Source organism: Streptomyces sp. NPDC088261, assembly GCF_044740805.1.
In the GTDB taxonomy this organism is placed as follows: Bacteria; Actinomycetota; Actinomycetes; order Streptomycetales; family Streptomycetaceae; genus Streptomyces.
The window spans coordinates 201,679-222,622 of record NZ_JBIURL010000001.1 but is presented as its reverse complement, the minus strand read 5'-3'; the positions used below and the strand labels follow the sequence as shown (position 1 = coordinate 222,622).

The window sequence follows — 20,944 nt, the reverse complement described above, 5'->3', positions numbered from 1 at the left end:
CTCGTAGATGTGCAGGGACGGGACCTCGGCCCAGTTGCCCATCAGTCGCTCACTGGTGAGGACGAAGTCGAGATCCAGATCGACGAGGATGCGGCCCAGCCGTCCGTGGGTGGGTTCGTCGACCTTGGCGAAGGCGTCGTCCAGGAGGATCAACCGCGGTGCGTGGGGGGGCCGACTCGGCAAGGCTGGTGAAGTGCGCGGCAGCGGCCGCGAAGAGCACGAGGTACGAGAGCACACGCTGCTCTCCCTGGCTCAGTCCGGTGCGGCCGGTCAGTTTCCTCCTGCGCCCGGGGGCCGCGTCCTCGACCACGAAGGTGTGGAATCCGAACCACGTGCGGTAGTCCAGTGCGGTCCGCAGATGGGCCGTGTAGCCGGCCGAAGGATCTGCGAGGCGGGCGTCCTCGATGCGGCGTTGCAGCACTTCGCGCAACTGCTCGGTCTGCTTGCGCGTCCGGAGGCTCGACGGGCTGCGCAGCAGCTCGACGGCTGCCCGCACGTCCGCGTCCACGTCGTCGTCGAGCTTCCACAGCAGTTCCACGCCGAGACCGTGCGAGGTCCGCACGGTCTTCAGAGTGTCGTTGAGTGCCGCGACGAGCTGGGCCGCGGTGATGACCTGCGTGGAGAGGTGATCGCCGAGTTCGCCGGTCAGGAACCGCTGGAACACCTCGCTCTCACGCTCGGTGAGCCGCCCCCTCGCCTCCGCGGACTGTACGGCGATCCGCTCGCCCACCACCGCGACATCGTGGGAACCGTGGTCGTCGAGCAGGCGGCACACCTTGATGCCGTCGCGCTCCTCAAGCTGTGCGTCGTATCCGCCGGCCAGTTGGTCGCGCAGCTCCGTATGACGGTTGAGCAGGGTGCTGTCCGACACTCCTCCCTTCGAATCTCTCCTCGAACGGCCGAGGGCCTGTTCCACCGCGTCGGCCAGTGAGCGCAGCGCGCGCAGACGGTCGCGGACGTCCGAACCGGGGTTGTCCGGAACGTGGCCGGGAAGAGAGGACCGTTCCAGCCCCGCCCCGTTGGTGACCTCCGGACGGTAGAGAGCCTCGCGGAGGGCGTGGCCGGCGTCGATGACGGCCGTCTCCTGCTCCGCCAGCTCCTCGCGCAGGCGCTTCTCCCTCTCTTCCGCGCGCACGCGGTGATCGCGGAGTTCGCCGTGGGCCCGCTCTGCCGAAGGGATGGCGTTGGCGGCGTTCACGATGCGCTGCCTGACGTGCTGTTCGCGAGTGAGGATCTCCTCCTCAGACGATCCGACGGCCGCCTCACGGGTCCGCAGATCCTGTTGCGCGGTGCGCAGTTGGTGGAGGCGAAGCCAGTAGTTCCCCTCTGCCTCCAGGCGCCCCTCGCGGGCACGCTCGTACCGCCCGTCGTCAGCCTGACTTCCGCCGAGCCGCCCGACCGTGCCGTTGACCGCTCTGCGCAGGTGACCGATACCGCTGAGCAGGCTGGCCAGCGCGGTGCGTACGCGGTCCAGGGCGCCGGCGTCGGTGGGCAGGTCGTGGGCGGTCGCGGTGGCGTCCGCCTCGGCGCGCGTCGAGACCGCGAGAGCGCGGGCTTCCTCGGCCTGCCGTGCCGCGCGGGTCGCCCTGGCGGTCAGGTCCCGCAACACCTTCTCAGCCGACGTCGTCCTGCTCCAGGCGTCGGAGAGCTGCTGGGCCCGGGGAAAGTCCCGTTCCGCGAGCGTGAGCGCCCGTCGCCCGGAATCGGCTGCGGCGAGTTCGGTACGGGCGTCGGTCAGCTGCTGCTCCGTCCGCGCAAGCCGGTCCTCCAGTTCAGCGAGGACGCGCCGCCGGGTCTCGGCGCGTACGGCGGCCCCTACGTACTCGGTAACGCTCTTGTGGTGTCGGCCGCGCAGGGCCCCCAGCCGCCAGCTTCCGTCGAAGTCGACCGCGCCAGCAGCACGGGACTCCGAGGCCGGTGCGAGCGCGATGGCCGCTAGCAGGCGTTCCACCTGCTCGGACGTGACGCCGCACTCAGATTGCGCGGCAGGACGCAGGGCCGACGCAAGGCTCTCCGTTCCTGGCGGCAGTTCAGGGCCCGGCTGGAAAAGCGTGTCCCTGGTGAGCGGGTCGAGAAGGACCCCTTCCGCGCCGACCCAGGCATCGAGGATTCCGCTTGCCTCCAGCGCCGCCTCCAGGCCGGCCCGGTCGGCGGAGGTCACGTGCTCCGCGAAGTCCACCAGCCGGTAGAAGGGCGCTCCACCGGCGGGATTCCTCCGGGTGGCGCGGTGGTAGGGGGCCGGCGGCTCGGGGTCGGTACGCCGCTCCCAGTCGTGCTTCTCCTTCGACAGGCGGTCGATCTCCTCCTCGAGCCGGCCGCCGCCGAGCGCCAGTGCGTCGCGGCGCCGGGTGAGGTCATCGGCGTACGGCTCCAAGGCATCGTGAGCCGCCTGGCGCGCGCGGATGTCGATGTCGGGTGGCAGCGTGCGCTCCGGGAACGGGGCGTCGGAGGAGGTCTCACCGGCTACTTCGGCTCGGACGGCATCCAGTGGCGGACAGTCGGGCCCCGCCGCAGTCCGCGTCCTCTCCACCCAGGCGGCGACCTCGTCGGCGTATCCCCGGCTCTTCTCCGCGACCTTCTCGCGGCTGGCTTCGAGACGGTCGGCGGCGTCCTCCGCCTCGCCCTCGAGCCGTTCCCGCTCCGTGTCGGCCTGAGCCGCCGTGGTCCGGGCTTCGTAGGCCAGTGAGAAGAGGCGGGTCACCTCCTGGACCATCCGTGCCCGGTTCCGTACGACGGCTTCGGCGTCCTCCAGTTGCCCCTGCCAGGACCGGAGCCCGGCCTCCGCCGTGGCCGTGTCCGGGCGAACCACCGGCCGGTGGTTCACGGTCTGCGGTTCCCCGTCCGGGCTGGTCACGTCCGTCCGCGTCACCGGGGAGCGGACGGTGCGCGGCAGAGCCACCGGGTCGCCGAGATGTCCAGCGGGGAGCCCTGCCTTCTCCGCCTGGGTCAGCAGTTCCCGGTGTTCGGTCCCCAGCTCGGTGAGCCGGCTGCCCAGGTCTTCGACACCCTCGGCGAGTCGTTCGGCCGCGCCCTCTTCGGCCTCGTGCGCGTGGCGCAGGGCGGTGAAGGCGGTCGTGGCGGTGGTGTGCAGGGCCTCTACGGTGCTGCGGCGTTCCGACAGTTCGCGCAGGCTGCGATAGGCGTGACTGGCGTGCAGAGCGGCAAGCTCTGTCCTGGCCGCCCGTTCCTCCTCGCGGAGCGTCTCCAGCCCGGCTTCCGACGCCTCCTCCCGCCTCTTCAGATCACCCGTTCGCTGCGCCGCGTCCCCGGCCGTTCGGCGCCGAAGGGAGAGGTCGTCCAGTTCCCCGCTCACGTTCCGGGCGGAGGTACGCAGGACTCCGGCGAGGTAGCGGCGGTAGTCGGCGAGAAACGTGCGCAGAGCGGTGTCGGTACGTTCCAGGCGGCCGAGTTCGTCCCGTACGGCGTCCAGGTCGTGAAGGTTGCGTGCCACCTTCTCGACCACGTCCTCGTCGAGCCCGGGCAGGGTTTCGCTCAGCAGGACAGCCAGGCCCCCGTGCTCGATGCGGTCCCCGACCGTGGGACGCCGCAGCCGGTGGAGGAGCTGGGTGAGGTTGCGGTAGCGCGTCGTGTCGGTGATTCCGAAGAGGTCTCGCGCCACGCGAGCACGGTGGCCGACCGCGCGGTCGGTCGCGTTGTCGGAACCGACGATCTCCTTGAGCCGGTCGACGGGAAGCGGTTTGCCCGCTTCGACCAGGCGCAGGTCCTCACCGACCCGCAGCGGGGTGACGAAGAAGGTCGCCACCGCCTTCTGCGTCGACTTGGAGGCACGGACGGCGGCACCGAGCGTCAGATAGCGGTGGTCGCCGCACTCGCCCGTACCCCGGAATTCCACCCACAGGTAGCCCAGGCGGTTGGTCTGTTCGAACCCATCCAGCATCAGCCAGGCGAGCGTCGTCCGGCCGGTGCCGGTCGCGTCCAGCGCTCTGGAATCGCCGTCCAGCAGGTACGGGAGGAGCATCTCCAGGGCCTTGGACTTCCCCGCGCCGTTCTTGCCGCGCAGCAGGAGCCGTCCGTCACCGAAGGCGAACTCCTGCTCGTCGTACTGCCAGACGTTCTGGATGCCCGCGCGGTGCAGCCGGAAGCGGGTACCCACTGTTGTTGTCGACGGGCCGGATCGCGGCAGCGGAACGAGGGCGTGTGCGTCGGCGGTCATTGCGGCAACTCCCTTGGTACGTTGGCGCCTTCACGGGTCGAGCCGGCCGTACGCACGGTGACGCGGGTGGCGTAGCGGGCCGCCGCGGCGAGCAGTACCCAGCCCTCGCCGCCGGGCCGGGCTCCGCGGACGTCGGTCACCTGGCGGCCTTCCGGCAATTCCTCGGCGTACCCCTCCGGCAGCCCGTCTCCCTCGGCCCGCTGCGGACCGGCAGGGGCCAGGAGCCGCATGCGGAACAGCAGGTCCAGCACGGCTTCCCGCAGAGAATGGAGATCTTCCAGGTAGCCGCGCTGCCAGTTGCTGCGGCTCCCGTACGCGGAGACCAGGTCGGCCAGCAGCTCATTCACCAGACCGTCCGGCACGGCCACTCCGACGGAGAGGTCGCCGCCGCCCGCCGGATGTCCGGGATCGGACGGACGAAGCCGTTCCACGAGCCGTTCCACCACGAGCAGCGCGGCCTGGGCGACGGTCCCCGTACCGGGAAGGTGGAGATCGGTCAGCTCTTCCTCGGGGTCGACAAGTGCCACTCCCTCGGCGCGGATCTCCGTCTCCAGGCCAAGGAGTTCGAAGAACGCCTGTGCTTCCCTGCGCTGGCGGGTGCGGAGCCAGTCCCGCTCGGCGTCGGTCAGCTCGTCGAGATGGACGACGGGTGTCTCGACGAGCATGCGGCGCACGTACGTACGAGGTCCTCCGAAGCCCGGGTCCGCGGCCCGCCGGACCAGGTCGGCGCCGTCCCGGGACTGGGCCAGTGGTCCCGCGACGACAACGCGGGCGAGCTCGCGGTCCACCGTGATCAAAGCCTCCCCGCCGGCTTCCGCGCTGATAGCGCCCACGTGGCCGTGCGTTTCGATGAGTACGCCCCAATCGACCAGCTGCCGCAGAGCCGCGACGAGGGTCCGTTTCCCGGCCGCCCGGCCCGTCTCCGCCAGCTCGACGTCCGCATCGGCCGCCGCGGCCCGGATGTCGGCGACCAGTTGGGACAGCAGCATCTGCTCGGGCGCGGTCACCAGCACGGACAGGGCCAGCGCGAGGCAGGCGTACGTGTGCGGGGTGAAGGGAGTGCCGGTGGATCGCACAAGCCGGTGTCCCGCCCGCGCTCCCAGCCCGGCCTTGAACAGGCGGGCGTAGGAGCTGTCGACCAGAAGGCGATAGCCGAGCACCTGCTGGAACCGCTTGCCCAGCCAGTCGGCATGCCTGCGGACCAACGGGAAGACGTCGGCATGAGGGCCGTCCGAGGTGACCAGTGGATGGGCGAGCAACAGGCGGGCGGCGGCGCGGCGTTCGGCTGCCAGGGCCACATCGTGGGCGGAGGGGAGGCTCATGACACACTCGCCTCCGCCCCATCGTCGGCCGTGGCTCCTGCCGTGGCTGCGGTCCTGACGACGACCAGCTCCAGGTCGTCCAGGAGCAGGTCCCCGTCGGCCGAGAGGAGGAGCGTCCGGGTGCCCGCTGTACGGTGCACGGTGAGCCGGATGCCCAGATCGGCGTCCTCGCTCCACGCCGCGTCAAGGTCGAACCCCGGTGCCCGCTCCCCGGCGACACCGGCGCGCCGCTTCAGCTGAGCGTTCCCGAGGGCCGTGGCCAGCAGCTCCAGGAGCAGGCTCAGCGCCGCTGAGGTGAGCCGTACATCGTTGAAACGGCCCGAGGCGCTGCGCAACTCGTCCGCCGCCGCCCTCCTGGCCGCCACTCGTTCACGCGCGTCTTCCCGGAGCCGGTGCTTCTGCGCCGAGTGGTCGTCCGCCGACGCCGTACGGCCCCGCTGCGCGCGGGTGCCCCTGTCGCGCAGTGCGACCGGGACCTCCACCACCGGACCGGTCCACCAGCTGGTGTAGGCCGGCACCACCTCGTCAGTGGCGGGCGGTATCCCCAGGTGACGGGCACCGTACAGCCCGAAGGCGGCGACGGCCATGTCGTGGGCGTCCTGGGGCGCGGCCTCGTCGAACCACCGGGCCAGCCGCAACAGGTCCCGGCGCCGCGACATCTCCCCGGTGGCCGAGCGCAGCATTCGCTTTGCGTTGGCCAGCAGCGACTGGAGGGCCCGCAGGGTGGCGTCCCGCAGCTGGTCGACCTGGCTGCCGTGACCATCGGTGTCTCTGAACCAGCCGCGCAGCCCCTCCCAGTCCGCGAACTCGCGTCCCCGGCTGCGCTGTACCCGGTTTTCCGAGCGGCCCTCGCCTTGCGGGGAGAGGCCGGCGAGGCCCTGGGCGTGCGTGTCCAGCCGGTCCAGCAGAGCCGGAAGGTGCGGCCACAGCGTGTCCAGGGCCGCCGAGATCCGGGGAGCACGGAAGCTCACGTCTTCGGTGATCGCCTCGACGTAGTCCAGGAGCAGTTCCTTGAAGCCCTGGTACTCGGCGCTGTTCAGGTCGTACCGGGCGAGCACCTGGCCGAGATAGGCGTAGAAGTCCCGGATGGAGTCCGCGAACTCGGCGAACTGCACGAACAGTGTGCTGATCCGCTCCAGCCCGTCCTGCGGGGCGATACCGCCCGGCTCGGACACCAGCTCGGAGAGCTCCCGGAGTCCGCGCTCGACCAGGGCCAGCAACTCGTTGCTCACTTCGCGGGCGGCGTCGGCCTCGGTCAGCATCCCGTCGGCGTCCCGCTGGATGCGCTCGCCCAACCTCGACAGCTGGTAGCGCGCCCGGGAACGCTGGTACTCGGTGATGCTGGACGCCTTCACCGTGTGGCTGCCGCGCAGTAGGTTGCCCCACCGCTCCAGCTGTTCGAGCCGGGCCGTGAGGGTGTCGGCGTCGAGCCCCGCCCCCGACCCACCGGACTCGCGCAGTTTCGCCATGACATCCGGGACGGCCAGGTCTGCCAGGAGCGTTGCACAGAAGATCCGCATGATCGCGACGTGCTCCAGCCGTTCCGGCGCGCTCAGGTAGGCGTACGCGTCCAGCCGCCTGCGGGTCGCGTCGTCGCCGGGGCCCGGCGGTGTGCCGGGTACGGGTTCCTCCATGTCGGCGAGGCTACGTGGAGCATTCGACGGCCGGGGGGACATAGCTCGAAATGCTCCCCGGACATGCGAGGTGACGCCCCGAGGCTAGTTGCGTTGGCAATGTCAACAAACTATCGTGTGGTCAAATCGCGCAGTGTCGTGTACGTTTTCTGGTCTGAGGTGCCCCTTCTGTCACGATGGGACGCCTGACGGCCGCAGAGAAACGCGTGCCCGGTCACGGGCCGCACGGGGAAGGCGGGCACATGGGTGAGGGACGCGAGACGATCGCGGGGCGGTTCCGGCTGCGAGGAGTCCTGGACTCGGGAAACATGGGGGAGGTCCACCGGGCCGAGGATCTCCAGGCCGTGGACGGTTCCCCGGATCGCGTCGTCGCCGTCAAGCTCATCCTGCGTCGCCGTTCAGGTGCGCTGATCGACACGCACACGCGGACGGACAACACGGTCGTGGAGCGGTTCGCGCGCGAAGTGCGGATCATGCGCAAGCTGAACGACCACCCCAATCTGCCGCGCACCATCGACGGCGGGGTGGACGCGACCAACGGTGATCTGCCTTTCCTCGCGATGGAGTTCCTGGACGGACACACGCTTGCCGATCTCGTTGCGGAGGAGGGCCGGCTTCCCGTTTCCTGGGTGGCGGCCATCGGCGTACAGATGGCCCACGGCCTGGCCGCCGCCCACGCCCTGGGAGTGGTCCATCGCGACCTCAAGCCCCGCAACGTCATGCTCACACGCGGCGGACTGGTGAAGGTCCTCGATTTCGGCATGGGACGCATCGCGGACGACCCTGATGGAGCACTGCTCACCAGCTCGAACGCGACGGTCGGCACCGCCCGCTACATGGCCCCCGAACAGTTCCAGGGCAGCCATGTCACGCCTGCTGCCGACCTGTACGCCCTTGGCTGCCTGCTGCACGAGATGCTGCTCAGCAGCCCGCCCTTCACGGGGAACGTGGCTTTCGACCTTGCAGAGAAGCACGCTCGGGAGGAGCCGCCGCCGGTGCGTCTGCTCCGCGCCGATGTACCGGAGCCCCTGGCCCGGCTCGTCGACCGGCTGCTCGCGAAGAATCCGGCGGACCGTCCCGCCGACGCGATCGCGGTGCGGGAGGCTCTGCTTCCCCTGGTGACAGCGGGTAGCGAGCTTCCCGCCTGGCAGGCATTCGATCCGGTCCAGCGCGTTCTGCGCCCGGCGGACCAGGATAACTTTCTCTCGACGGTTTCGCCGACCGAGCGGTCGCAGGGTGTCGCCCAGCTTCCTGCGGTGCAGCGGCAGTCCGGTTCCGGCATGGATGTCTTCGGGGTACACCAGAAGCTCATCGAGGACTACCGCTCCTTCACCAAGGGCGGCACGGTCATCCGTGACGAACTGATCAACGCCTTTGTCGAGAAGGATCTGGACAACAAGTCCCAGTGGCCGAACCCCTGGCTGTCGCTCAATCCCTTCTTCGATTCCGCCGGCACCGTCGCGGAACTCGTCACGCAAAAGGTGCTGCACGACGAGTGCGCGATGATCTTCCAGGCGAACAAGTCCAAGGACTCGACCGTCTGCGACGGCCGTTCGCTCACCCTTCACCGACACCAGCGCGCGGCCATCGACGCCGCGCAGGCTCATGTCTCGTACGTCCTGACGACCGGGACGGGCTCAGGCAAGTCCCTCGCTTATATCGTGCCGATCGTCGACAGGGTCCTGAAAGACCGGGATGCCGCCGGGCCCGATGCCGCCAAGCGGGTGCGCGCCATCATCGTCTATCCGATGAACGCCCTGGCCAACAGCCAGCTGGAAGAGCTCAAGAAGTATCTGCGGAACGGCTACGGCACCGGCCGTGAGCGGGTGACCTTCGCCCGCTACACGGGCCAGGAGGACGAGGAGACCCGCAAGGAGCTCCGCAAGAACCCGCCGGACATCCTGCTCACGAACTACGTGATGCTGGAGCTGATGCTCACGCGGCCGGACGACCGCGACAGCCTCGTCGAGATGGCCAAGGGACTCCAGTTCCTCGTCTTCGACGAACTGCACACCTACCGCGGCCGCCAGGGCGCGGACGTCGCCCTTCTCATCCGCCGGGTCCGCGACGCCTGCCAGGCTGAGGACGTGCAGTGCATCGGCACCTCCGCGACGATGTCCACCGAGGGCACTCTGGAGGACCAGAAGCGCGTGGTCGCCGACATGGCCTCCAAGCTCTTCGGCACACCGGTCAGCCCCGAGCACGTCATCGGCGAAACCCTGGTCCGCGCCACCCAGGACGCTCCGGACACCGTTCCCGCCGAGCGGCTGCTGGAGTCCACCGCCCCCGGGGCCTACGCCGAACTGGTGAAGGACCCGCTCGCGCGCTGGATCGAGACTTACTTCGGCCTTGGCACCGATGAGGACACCGGCCGACTCGTACGCCAGAAGCCGGCGAAGATCGAGGACGCCGCGGCCGAACTCGCGCGCCTCAGCGGTGTATCGGAAGACCAGTGCGCCGAAGCCGTGCGCGCCACGCTGGAGGCGGGCTCGCAGGTGTACCACCCGGTCACCGATCGGCCGCTGTTCGCCTTCCGGCTGCACCAGTTCCTCTCCAAGGGAGACACGGTCTACGTCACTCTGGAGAAGAAGTCCGAACGGCACCTGACACGCGACTACCAGCGGGTACGGCCCAAGACCGACGGCCATGTCCTGATGCCGCTCGCCTTCTGCCGCGAGTGCGGGCAGGAGTTCCTGACGGTGTGGCGGACGGAGAGGGACGGAGAGGTCCGCTACGAACCGCGGCGCGACACGATCGCGACAGGTGGCCGCGCGGGTGACGGATACCTCTACATCGACACCGACCGCTACAGGGACACCCCGCCCTGGCCTCACAGCCCCGATGAGGCCATCGCCGACCGGCGGCTGCCCGAGTCCTGGCTGGAGATCGACGACAAGGGCCAGGAGGTCGTCAAGAAGTCCTACCGTGACCGGATGCCGCGCGCGGTCACCGTCGATCCTTACGGGAACGAGGGTCGCGGTGACCTGCACGCCGCGTTCATCCCCTCCCCTTTCCTTTTCTGCCCGCAGTGCTCCGTCTCCTACGAACAGACGCGCGGCAAGGACTTCGCCAAACTCGCCACCCTCGATCAGGAGGGCCGCTCCTCGGCGACCTCGCTGGTCTCCGCCTCCGTCGTCCGTTCCCTGGTGAGCGTGCCGGACGGCGCTCTTCCCGAGGAGGCGCGCAAACTCCTCACCTTCGTCGACAACCGGCAGGACGCCTCACTCCAGGCCGGTCACTTCAACGACTTCGTCCAGGTCACCGAATTGCGCGGGGCGCTCTACCGGGCGGCCCTCGACGCGGGTGAGGACGGCATCCCGCACGAGGAGCTGACCTCGCGCGTCGCCAACGCCCTCGCCCTCGACCCGGCGGTCTACACGGGCAAGTCCGATCTGCCACCGTCGCTGGCCCGCGCCGCCGCCAGGACGCTGCGCGACGTCATCGCCTTCCGGCTCTATCTCGACCTGGAACGCGGCTGGCGCGTCACCATGCCCAACCTTGAGCAGACGGGCCTGCTGGAGATCGACTACGCCGACCTCCAATGGATCGCAGAAAAGGACGAGCGGTGGGCCGACACGCACGTGGCCCTGCGCGGCGCCGACCCGGCCCTGCGTGCCGAAGTCATGAAGTCGCTTCTCAACGAGATGCGCCGCTCCCTCGCCATCGACGTCCAGTACTTCCGTGACGACTTCGACACCCTCCAACGAGCGAGCGAGGAACGGCTCGTCGACCCCTGGATCCTCAGCAAGAGCGACAGCCCCAAGGTCGGCACCGCCTACCCGATGCCCTCCAGGCCCGGCCTGGACCGCTCGGGACTGTTCCTCTCGGCTCGCGGAAAGTTCGGTAAATACCTGCGCCGGACGCATCGCGGGTTCGACAAGGACATGGACCCCGCCGATGTCCAGACGGTCATCGAGGACCTGCTGAAGGTCCTCAAGAACGCGACCCTCGTGACCGAGGTGACGGAGGCACCACCGCACGCCGGCCGTTTCCGCAGGCCGTCAGGACCGCCGACCACGGGCTACCGGATCTCCGCCTCCTCCATCATCTGGCGGGTGGGTACGGGCGAGGCCGGGGCACACGATCCCCTCACCCGTACGTACGCCAGTGGGCAGGGGCCACGTGTCAACACGTTCTTCCGCGAGCTCTACCGGAACACCGCCGCAGGCCTCTCCGGACTTCTCGCCCGTGAGCACACGGCCCAGGTCGATCCCGCCGAGCGCGAGAGTCGTGAAAAGGCGTTCAGCAAGGCTGAGCTGAAGCTTCTTTACTGCTCCCCGACCATGGAGCTGGGAGTGGACATCTCCTCGCTCAACGCGGTGATGATGCGCAACGTCCCGCCCACCCCCGCCAACTACGCCCAGCGCAGCGGCCGGGCGGGGCGCAGCGGGCAGCCGGCGCTCGTCACCACGTACTGCGCCACCGGCAACAGCCATGACCAGTACTACTTCCGGCGCTCGGAGCGCATGGTCGCGGGCGCGGTCGCGCCGCCGCGACTTGACCTCGCCAACGAGGATCTGGTCCGCTCCCACATCCAGGGAATCTGGCTCGCCGAGGCCGGCCTCAAGCTGGGCCATACCATCCCCCAGGTCGTTGACATCTCGCACGATGAGAACGCCGGCCGGCCCACCCCCGTCCTCGATCTGGAAAGCGGCATCCGCGACGCTTCGTACGACACCGGCGCACAGGCCCGCACGATCGCCGCCGCCCGTCGCGTCCTCGGCCCGCTGATCCCGGAGTTCGCCGCCACAACCTGGTGGGACGACCGGTGGATCGAGGAAGTGGTGGGCATGGTCCCGGAGACCTTCCACCGGGCCTTCGACCGTTGGCGGGATCTGTTCAAGGCGGCGCTCGTCGACCAGTACGTCCAGAACAGGCGGGTCCTCGACCACACGCTGACCGAGCGAGACCGGCGCCACGCGTTCGGCCGCCGTACCCAGGCGGAGACACAGCTCAACCTCCTGAAGAACGAGAGCGCGGACAGCCGTTCCGTCCTCTCCGACTTTTACCCGTACCGGTACCTGGCGTCCGAGGGCTTCCTTCCCGGCTACTCGTTCCCCCGGCTGCCGCTCGCCGCATACGTGCCGACCCGAGGTTCCCGGCAGGGCGACGGCGACTACTTGCAGCGTCCCCGTTTTCTCGCCATCCGCGAGTTCGGCCCCGGCGCGCTCATCTACCACGAGGGCGCCCGCTACCAGGTCACCCGTATCCAGCTGCCCCCGGACGCCTCCGGAGACATCACTACGGGCGAGGCTCGCCGCTGCGCCGGCTGCGGCTACCTCGACGATCCCGAGAGGCGCCGGAACAGGTGCGCCGTGTGTGACAAGCCGCTGGGTGCCGCCACCTACGGCCTTCTCCACCTGCACACCGTCTACACCCAGCGCCGCGAGCGCATCTCCTCCGACGAGGAGGAGCGCCGCAGGGCCGGTTTCCGGCTGGAGACCTCGTACCGGTTCAAGGACCACGGGGCACGCGAGGGTCGTCAGAAGGCCCGGGTGGCCGACGGCGCGGGACAGCTGGCCACACTCTCGTACGGCGACTCCGCGACCGTACGCATCACCAACGTCGGGCGGGTACGGGCCAAGGACAACGAGCCCCCCGGCTACTGGCTCGATCCCGGCACCGGCCAGTGGATGAACGAGCGGGACGCGTCCGATGCCTCCGGTGACTCCAGCGAGATGCCTGTGATCGACACCGAGGGCAATGAGAAGCGTCGTAAGAAGCGTGTCATCCCGTATGTCGAGGATCGCCGCAACATCCTTGTCGTTCACCTAGCCGAACCGCTGCCCGAGCCCGTCGCCCTTACGCTGATGTACGCCTTGGAGCGTGGCATCGAGACCGCGTTCGAGCTGGAGGATTCCGAACTCACCAGTGAACTCCTGCCGCCGGCCGGAGGCCCCCGCGACCGTCTGCTCTTCACCGAAGCGGCAGAGGGTGGAGCGGGCGTGCTGCGCCGTCTCCAGTCGGATGTCGGCGCGCTCGCCAAAGCCGCTCGGGCGGCGCTGGCGATCGCTCACTTCGACGCCCGCGGCAAGGACGAGGGCGGTCCTCACGCCGACCGTCCCTGTGCCCGCGGCTGCTACGAATGCCTGCTCACCTACGGCAATCAGATGCACCACGGCGCGATCGACCGGCGCGACGTGAGCGACCTCCTGGTCCGCCTGTCCGCCGCCGATGTGACGGCCGAGGGACGGGGAGAATCACCCAGCGAGCAGTACCGCAGGCTGGCCGAGGAGTCCGCCAAGGGCACCGGCACGGACCATGGGTCGGCAGCGGAGGAGACCGCACTGGAGAGGGACTTCCTCACGTGGCTGAAGGACCGGGGACTCCGGCCGCCGGACGAGGCCCAGACCCTGGTCTCAGAGGCGAACGCGCTGCCCGACTTCGTCTACCGCATGCCCGGTGTGAAGCTCGCGGTGTTCGTCGGCCGCCTGGACCAGGAGGACGACACCACTCGGGACGAGGAGGCCGAAGGGCGGCTGTACGACGCCCGGTGGGACGTCATCCGTTTCCCGTACGACGCCGACTGGGACGCGATCGCCGCCGAGCACGCCCGCTATTTCGGCCCTGGCCACCCCGCCTCCTGACGACACAACCACAGGACCGGGGGACAGACGGTATAACCACGGAACCGCCCGACACCACGCGAGGACGCACCCGATGACGCACACCTACTCCGCCGGTTCCCTGGTGACCGCCCGTGGCCGCGAATGGGTCGTACTCCCGGACAGCCAGGCCGACATGCTCGTGCTCCGCCCGCTCGGCGGTTCCGACGACGACATCGCCGCCCTCTTTCCCGCCTTCGAGTCGGTCAAGGACGCGCAGTTCGCCCCCCCGTCGCCGGCCGACCTCGGCGACCAGCGCGCGGCGGGGCTGCTGCGCTCGGCGCTGCGCATCGGCTTCCGCTCCGGTGCGGGTCCGTTGCGTTCCCTCGCCGGCATCGCGGTGGAGCCGCGCGCCTACCAGCTCGTACCGCTCCTGATGGCCCTTCGCCAGAAGACCGTACGCATGCTGATCTCGGACGACGTCGGCATCGGCAAAACCGTGGAAGCGGGACTCATCGCCAGTGAACTCCTCGCTCAGGGTGAGGCGAAGGGCCTCGCCGTTCTCTGTTCTCCCGCGCTGGCGGAGCAGTGGCAGGAGGAACTGCGGACCAAGTTCGGGCTGGATGCCGAACTCGTCCTCGCCTCCACGGTCTCCCGGCTGGAGCGCGGTCTCGACCTCGGCCAGTCGCTCTTTGACAAGTACCCCCACGTCATCGTCTCGACCGACTACATCAAGTCCACTCGGCACCGCGACGACTTCGTACGTCACTGCCCCGACCTGGTCATCGTGGACGAGGCCCACACCTGCGTGGCCGCCGACGACGCCTCCTCCACGCAGAATCAGCTCCGTTACGAACTCCTGCGCCGCGTCGCACAGGACGCCGAACGGCATCTGCTGTTGGTCACCGCGACCCCGCACAGCGGCAAGGAGTCCGGCTTCCGCAACCTGCTCGGCCTGGTGAAGCCGGAGCTGGCCACGGTCAACCTCGAATCCGACCAGGGCCGTCGGCTCCTCGCCCAGCATTTTGTCCAGCGCAAGCGCGCGGACGTCCGCCAGTACCTCACCAAGAAGGACGGCCTCGCCGACGACAACCTGGCGGAGAGGACCGTGTTTCCGTCCGACCGCGAGTCCAAGGACGAGAAGTACAAGCTGTCTCCGGCCTACCGTGCGCTGCTGGACGACGCCATCGCGTACGCGAGCGAACGGGTCCAGGCGGCGGACGCGCAGGGCAAGCGCGAGGCCCGTATCGCCTGGTGGTCCGCGATCGCCCTGCTGCGTTCGCTGGTCTCCTCCCCGCGTGCCGCCTCCCAGACTCTGTCCACCCGGTCGGCCGCGGCCGTCGCGGCCAGCGCGGAGGAGGCCGACCGGCTGGCCGGCCCGCTCAACCGGGATTCCGCCGACAGTGATTCCCTGGAGGGTCTGGACGCCGCGCCGGGTGCGGAGACCGAGGGCGCGGGTGCCCGACTGGTGGAGCTGGCCGAACGGGCTTCCGCCCTGGAAGGCCCCGAGGAGGATCTGAAGCTGGCGGCCCTGACCAAGCAGCTCAAGGCCCTTCTCAAGGAGGGTTACCACCCGATCGTCTTCTGCCGTTACATCCCGACGGCCGAGTACGTCGCTGATCACCTGGAGAAGAAGCTCGGGTCCAGAACCGTCGTCAAGGCGGTCACCGGCAGCCTTTCTCCCCAGCAGCGCCTCGCGCGCATCGAGCAGCTTGCGACGCTGGCCGGGGACGACCCCGCGGCCCGCCGCGTCCTGATCGCCACCGACTGCCTGTCGGAGGGCGTCAACCTCCAGCACCACTTCGACGCCGTCATTCACTACGACCTCGCGTGGAACCCGACGCGCCATGACCAGCGCGAGGGCCGCGTCGACCGGTACGGCCAGAAGCGCGACAAGGTCAGGGTCATCACGCTGTACGGCATCGACAACGGCATCGACGGCAAGGTCCTTGAAGTCCTCATCAAGAAGCACCGCCAGATCCGCAAGGACCTCGGCATCTCCGTCTCCGTACCCGACGAGGCGTCGTCCGGGGTGACCGACGCGATCGTCGAGTGGCTGCTGATGCGGGGCCGGGAGCCGGAGCAGGAAGGCCTGTTCGCGATCGAGGCACTGGACACCTTGAACGCGAAGGCGGCCAAGCTGGAGAGCGACTGGACCTCCGCCGCCGAGCGGGAGACGACCTCCCGCTCGCGATTTGCCCAGCGTGCCATCCACCCGGAGGAGGTCGCGCGCGAGGTCGCCGCCATTCGGGACACCCTCGGCCGCGCGGACGAGGTCACCGGCTTCGTACGCCACTCCCTGGCCGCCCTCGAAGCGCACATCGTCGAATGCGAGGACGGCCCGGATTCCCGTGACCGAGTCGGGCAGGGTCCCGGCTCGGGGGACTTCACCGCCGAGGTCAGTGGCGTCTCGGCCGGCCTGCGCGACGCGCTGGCCCCCGTGGCAGGTCCCGACGTTGTCGAGTCCGGGAAGCCCATCAGGTTCCGTACGACCGCCGCGGTGGCCCGGGGGGAAGCCGCCCTGGTCCGTACCGACCCGGTCGTCGGCGCGCTCGCGTCCCACGTGCTCAATGTCGCCCTCGACGCCGAGGCCGACGGCCGCCGTCCGGCCCGCCGCTGCGGCGTCGTCGCGACGACCGCGGTGACCGTTCCCACGACGCTGCTGCTGGTTCGCTACCGTTTCCATCTCACCCTTCCCTCACGGCAGGGAAAGCGGCAGCTGGTGGCCGAGGACGCCCGTCTCCTCGCCTTTCGGGGTTCCGCGAAGAACGCAGTCTGGCTGCCCGAGAACGATGCCCTGGACCTGCTCACGGCGCAGGCCGCCGAGAACATCGACGACTACTTCCAGGAACGGACGATGGCCCGCACCCTCGGCCAACTAGGCGCTGTCGAAGCTCATATGGCCGAGTACGGTGAACAACTCGCCGCCGAGCTGCACGAATCCCACCGCCGGGTCCGACGCGCCGCTGACGAGATCGTGCAAGGACTGCGGGTGACGGCCCAGCAGCCCGCCGACATCCTCGGCGTCTACGTCTACCTGCCCCCGATCGCCGCCGACGGAGAGAGCGCCTGATGTCCGCCACCGCCCGTAACCAGGTCTTCTCCGCCGTCCACACCGTGGGCTCCCTGCTCCCCGCCGACATGCTCGTCCGTATCTCGGACAGCAAGGAGGGCAAGGACGTACCGGGCTCCAGCCCTTCGGACTACCAGGTGATCGGCCCGCGCCGCTCGGTCCGCGACGAGGCCGAACGCCACTGGGACTACCTCAAGGCCGTCTGGCGCGAACTGCGCCAGAGCCTGCCCGTCCGGCCAGCGGCCGAACTGCCCGCCGACCCGACGGGGCTCGCCGTCGGCCAGTGGCTCGAACCGCTCTTCACCGAGTTGGGCTTCGGCCGGCTGACCGGCGTCGGCCCGGGCGAGTTCCGGGCGGACAGCGACCCCGACCGGACCTTCCCCATCAGCCACCGCTGGCAGCACGTACCGTTCCACCTGTCGGCGTGGAACACCTTCCTCGACAAGCGACCGGGCGGCGCGGGCACGGTCCCGCCCCAGTCGCTGGTCCAGGAATGCCTGAACCGGCGCGAAGCCCATCTGTGGGCCGTACTCACCAACGGCCGTCAGCTGCGGCTGCTTCGTGACTCCAGCGCACTGGCCACCGCGTCGTATGTCGAATTCGACCTCGAAGCGATCTTCGACGGCGAGCTGTTCAGCGAGTTCGTCCTGCTGTACCGGCTGCTGCACGTCTCCCGCTTCGAGGTGGGCGACGGTGCCGCGCCCTCCGCGTGCTGGCTGGAGAAGTGGCGTACCGAAGCGATCGCTTCCGGCACACGCGCGCTCGACCACCACCGGGACGGCGTCCAGCACGCCATCACCACCCTCGGCACAGGCTTTCTCCGCCACCCGGCCAACACGGACCTGCGGGACAACCTCGACGCCGACCGCTTCCACGCCGCGCTGCTGCGCCTTGCGTACCGGCTCATCTTCCTCTTCGTAGCCGAGGACAGGGACGCGCTACACGACCCCGAGGCAAGTGGAGACGCACGCGCGCGGTACGCGGACTACTTCGGCTCGGCACGCCTGCGCCGGCACGCCCTGCGCCGCCGGGGCACCGCGCACACCGACCAGTACGCGGCCCTGAACATCGTGCTCGAAGCCCTCGGCCGCGACGAGGGCCGTCCCGAACTCGGCCTGCCCGGTCTCGGTGGTCTCTTCGACGACACGGAGGCCGATGCCCCGCTGCGGAACTGCTCACTCTCCAACGCCTCGCTGCTGGAGGCCGTACGGCACCTGTCCCGGATCCGCGACGAGAACACCTCCCGCTGGCGCCCCGTGGACTACCGGAACATGGGCTCCGAGGAGCTCGGCTCCATCTACGAGTCGCTGCTCGAACTGGTCCCCAAGCACAGCGCCACCGAACGCACCTTCGAGCTGGTGAACCGCCTCGGCAACGACCGCAAGAAGACCGGGTCCTACTACACCCCCAGCTCCCTCATCGAGACCCTGCTCGACTCCACCCTCGACCCCGTGATCGACGATGCCCAGAAGCGCGGGGAGCAGGCCGCCTCGGCGGCAGGGGAGCCGGATCCCTCCGACGCGATCATGCGCGAGCTGCTCTCCCTGACGGTCTGCGACCCGGCCTGCGGTTCGGGCCACTTCCTCGTCGCGGCCGGCCGTCGTATCGCCAAGCGAGTGGCGGCGGTACGGGAGCGCAACCCGGAACCGACACCGGAGGCGGTACGGGAGGCCCTGCACGAGGTCGTCGCCCGCTGCCTGTACGGGGTGGACCTCAACCCGATGGCGGTGGAACTGGCAAAGGTCTCGCTCTGGCTGGAGGCGCTGGAACCGGGCAAGGCGCTGGGCTTCCTGGACGCGCACATCAAGCGGGGGAACGGCCTGATCGGCGCGACGCCGGCGCTGATGCTCGACGGCATCCCGAACAAGGCGTTTAAAGCGGTCGAGGGCGACGACGAGAAGTACGCCCGGTTCCTGGAGAAGCAGAACGACCAGGAACGGAAGGGCCAGAGCGGCCTCTTCGACTTCGGCGAGGAGGCGAAGATCTCCAACACGGCCTTCGCGTCCGGCCTCCGCCGGATCATCTCGGCCCCATCGGGAAAGCTGCGGGAGGTACGGGCTCAGAAGGCGGCGTACGAGAAGTGGGCCGGGGAGAAGCCGTACCGTCAGGCGCTCCATATCGCCGACGCGTGGTGCGCGGCGTTCATGTGGCACAAGACGAAGGACGCGCCGCCCGCCATCACCCACGACGTGTTCCGCGCACTGCGGGACCGGGAGGGGAAGGCCGCGTCGAAGCCGGTCCACGACGAGATCGACGAGCTGAGCGAGCAGTACCGGTTCTTCCACTGGCACCTGGAGTTCCCGGAGGTGTTCGTGGTGCCGGAGGGGCCGACCGGGTCCTCACCGGGGTCGGCGTCCGGAGCGGTGGCGGAGGTTGACCCGGTGACGGGCTGGGCGGGGGGCTTTTCCTGCGTGGTCGGCAATCCGCCCTGGGACAAGGTCGACTTCGAGGACAAGAAGTACTTCAGCGTGGTGGAGCCGTCGATCGCGGAGATCGCGGGCACGGCCCGGCGGACTCGGATCGTGGAGTGGGAGAAGGAGAACCCGGACGCGGGACGCCGGTACCGGACGGCGCGTCGGGTGGTGAAGTCGACGTTCCTGTTCGCGGGCGGATCGGGGGCGTTTCCGCTGTGCGGGAAGGGGCTTACGGTCAAAGGCGTCAACTCGCTCCAGACCGACCAGTTGTTCGCGGAACGGTTCGCGACGATCGCTGGGGCGCGGAGCCGTTTCGGTTGCGTTCTTCCCACGGCGATCGCGACGGGCGCGGGCGCGCAGTACCTGTTCAGTGACTTCACCCGGCGCGGCGCGGTGGTGGCGCTGTACGACTTCGAGAACCGCAAGCCGCTTTTTGTGGGGGTGCACTCCAGTTACAAGTTCTGTCTGCTTTCCCTGGCAGGCAGGGCGCTCATCGAGCCGACGGCGAAGTTTGCGTTCTTCCTTGAAGATCCGATGGACCTTGGCGACGCAGAAAGGGTTTTTGCGCTCAGCCCTGAGGAGATCGCCCTCATCAATCCCAACACCGGTACGCTCCCGATCTTTCGGACGCGGCGGGACGCCGACCTCACGGCGGCGATTTACCGGCGTATTCCGGTGTTGTGGAACGAGAGGGAGAAGGATGGAAATTCTTGGGGGATCACCTTTAAGCGTCTGTTCGACATGACTGACGACTCTGACCTGTTCCGGCAGCGTAAGGAACTGGAGGGAGAGGGGTGGGAGCTGGACGGCAACGTGTTCGTCCGCGACGGGCAGAGGATGCTCCCCCTGTACGAGGGTAAGATGGCTCACCACTTCGACCATCGGTGGAACCTGTATTACGACACGGGAAATGAGGACCGGCGTCGTCTCAGCCTCACCGAGAAGCAGGATGCTTCGGCAGCCGCTCAGCCACGCTACTGGATTGAGGAAGAGGGACTCGTCCCACGCATCAGAAACAGCAAACCGGTAGATGTCCCTGGTGTGAATGCACGACTCAAGGAAATCGGCTGGGAACGCGACTGGCTTTGCGGTTGGCGCGACGTCTGCCGCACGACAGATGAGCGTACAGCCATCCCGGCGTTCCTGCCGCGAGCGGCGGTCGGGCACAAGTTCCCGCTAATGCTTCCAGGGGTGAGGTCTGAACTCGTAGCGGCCCTGATTGCTGCCCAGAGTTCGCTTGTCTTCGACTACGTAAGTCGGCAGAAGATTGGCAGTACCAGCATGGGTCTCTTCATCTGGAAGCAACTTCCGGTCCCTGCCGCAGCAGAGATGGAGCCGCATACGACGTTTCTCACACCTAGGGTTCTGGAACTCGTCTGTACAACCTACGGCTTGGCCGCGCTCGCACGGGATCTCGGCGATACCGGTAGCCCATTCCAGTGGGACGAATCCCGCCGCGCCCAGATCCGTGCCGAACTGGACGCGTACTTCTTCCACCTCTACGGTGTCAACCGCGTCGATGCGGACTACATTCTGGAGACCTTCCAGTCCGACTCGGGCGGCCTCAAACACAACGAGATTGCTAAGTACGGCCACTACCGCACGAAGGACCTCGTGCTTGCGGAGTACGACCGGATGGCCGCGCTCGGAATCGGCCTCACCGCCCCTCTCGTCGACGGTGAAAACTACACCTCGACGCTCACTCCTCCCCCAGGTCACGGTCCGCGCCACCCGGCCGTCTCAGACTCGGCCTGACCCAGCCGTCCGGGCGGGCCAAGGAAT

Annotated in this window: 6 protein-coding genes; 3 read left to right on the top strand and 3 right to left on the bottom strand. The window is 68.9% G+C overall.

Going from position 1 to position 20,944, the window contains the following annotated elements:
• Nucleotides 1–49: 49 nt before the first annotated feature.
• From ACIODU_RS00925 to ACIODU_RS00915, 3 genes are read right to left on the bottom strand one after another with little or no spacing between them, the layout of a single operon-like run.
• Nucleotides 50–4,174, bottom strand: a complete 4,125-nt coding sequence (locus ACIODU_RS00925) for a TIGR02680 family protein (RefSeq protein ID WP_401762389.1) — start codon at nucleotides 4,172–4,174, stop codon at nucleotides 50–52.
• Nucleotides 4,171–5,496 (bottom strand): TIGR02678 family protein, encoded by a 1,326-nt coding sequence (locus ACIODU_RS00920; RefSeq protein ID WP_401762387.1) that lies wholly within the window; start codon nucleotides 5,494–5,496, stop codon nucleotides 4,171–4,173. The genes ACIODU_RS00925 and ACIODU_RS00920 overlap by 4 nt, the downstream gene beginning before the upstream one ends.
• The gene (locus ACIODU_RS00915) at nucleotides 5,493–7,130 is read right to left on the bottom strand and encodes a TIGR02677 family protein (protein ID WP_401762384.1); all 1,638 of its coding nucleotides are present in this window, start codon (nucleotides 7,128–7,130) and stop codon (nucleotides 5,493–5,495) included. The genes ACIODU_RS00920 and ACIODU_RS00915 overlap by 4 nt, the downstream gene beginning before the upstream one ends.
• A gap of 242 nt (nucleotides 7,131–7,372) precedes the next feature.
• On the opposite strand from ACIODU_RS00915, the gene ACIODU_RS00910 reads away from it, so the two are divergent.
• From ACIODU_RS00910 to ACIODU_RS00900, 3 genes are all read left to right on the top strand, one after another.
• Nucleotides 7,373–13,717, top strand: coding sequence for a protein kinase (locus ACIODU_RS00910; protein WP_401762381.1), 6,345 nt, complete (start codon nucleotides 7,373–7,375; stop codon nucleotides 13,715–13,717).
• A gap of 73 nt (nucleotides 13,718–13,790) precedes the next feature.
• Nucleotides 13,791–16,748: a DEAD/DEAH box helicase gene (locus ACIODU_RS00905; protein WP_401762378.1), complete on the top strand. Its 2,958-nt coding sequence runs from the start codon at nucleotides 13,791–13,793 to the stop codon at nucleotides 16,746–16,748.
• A complete protein-coding gene (locus tag ACIODU_RS00900) occupies nucleotides 16,748–20,917 on the top strand; it encodes an Eco57I restriction-modification methylase domain-containing protein (RefSeq protein ID WP_401762375.1) in 4,170 nt (1,389 codons plus the stop codon). The genes ACIODU_RS00905 and ACIODU_RS00900 overlap by 1 nt, the downstream gene beginning before the upstream one ends.
• The last annotated feature ends 27 nt before the right edge of the window (nucleotides 20,918–20,944 follow it).